Below are 230 nucleotides of genomic sequence, written 5' to 3'. Positions count from 1 at the left end.
GTCTACGATCGTGAAGATGCGGCCTGGCCGGTCGATACTGCCGAGCTGGATGAGTTATGGCGGCAGAGAGTCAAGTTTGACCTGTTGAATCTGAAGCTGACTGGCAAAAAGCTGGATGAAGCGAAAGAGATCCTGGAAAAGCGTTACAGCAATACCCAAAAACGCTTAATGCAAACCAATAGCGAAGACGTGTTCCAGCTGGTGATGAATTCGTTCGGCCGGGCAGTGGA

General features: G+C 50.9%; 1 protein-coding gene. It reads left to right on the top strand.

Going from position 1 to position 230, the window contains the following annotated elements; translation table 11 throughout:
* Window positions 1-230: hypothetical protein (locus tag ACSNOK_RS36630; RefSeq protein ID WP_436784951.1), on the top strand; the 230-nt coding region annotated here is incomplete at both ends.

The sequence above is a fragment of the Streptomyces sp. URMC 126 genome (assembly GCF_051386555.1).
Classification (GTDB): domain Bacteria; phylum Actinomycetota; class Actinomycetes; order Streptomycetales; family Streptomycetaceae; genus Streptomyces.
This window is presented reverse-complemented; position numbering and strand designations above follow the sequence as displayed.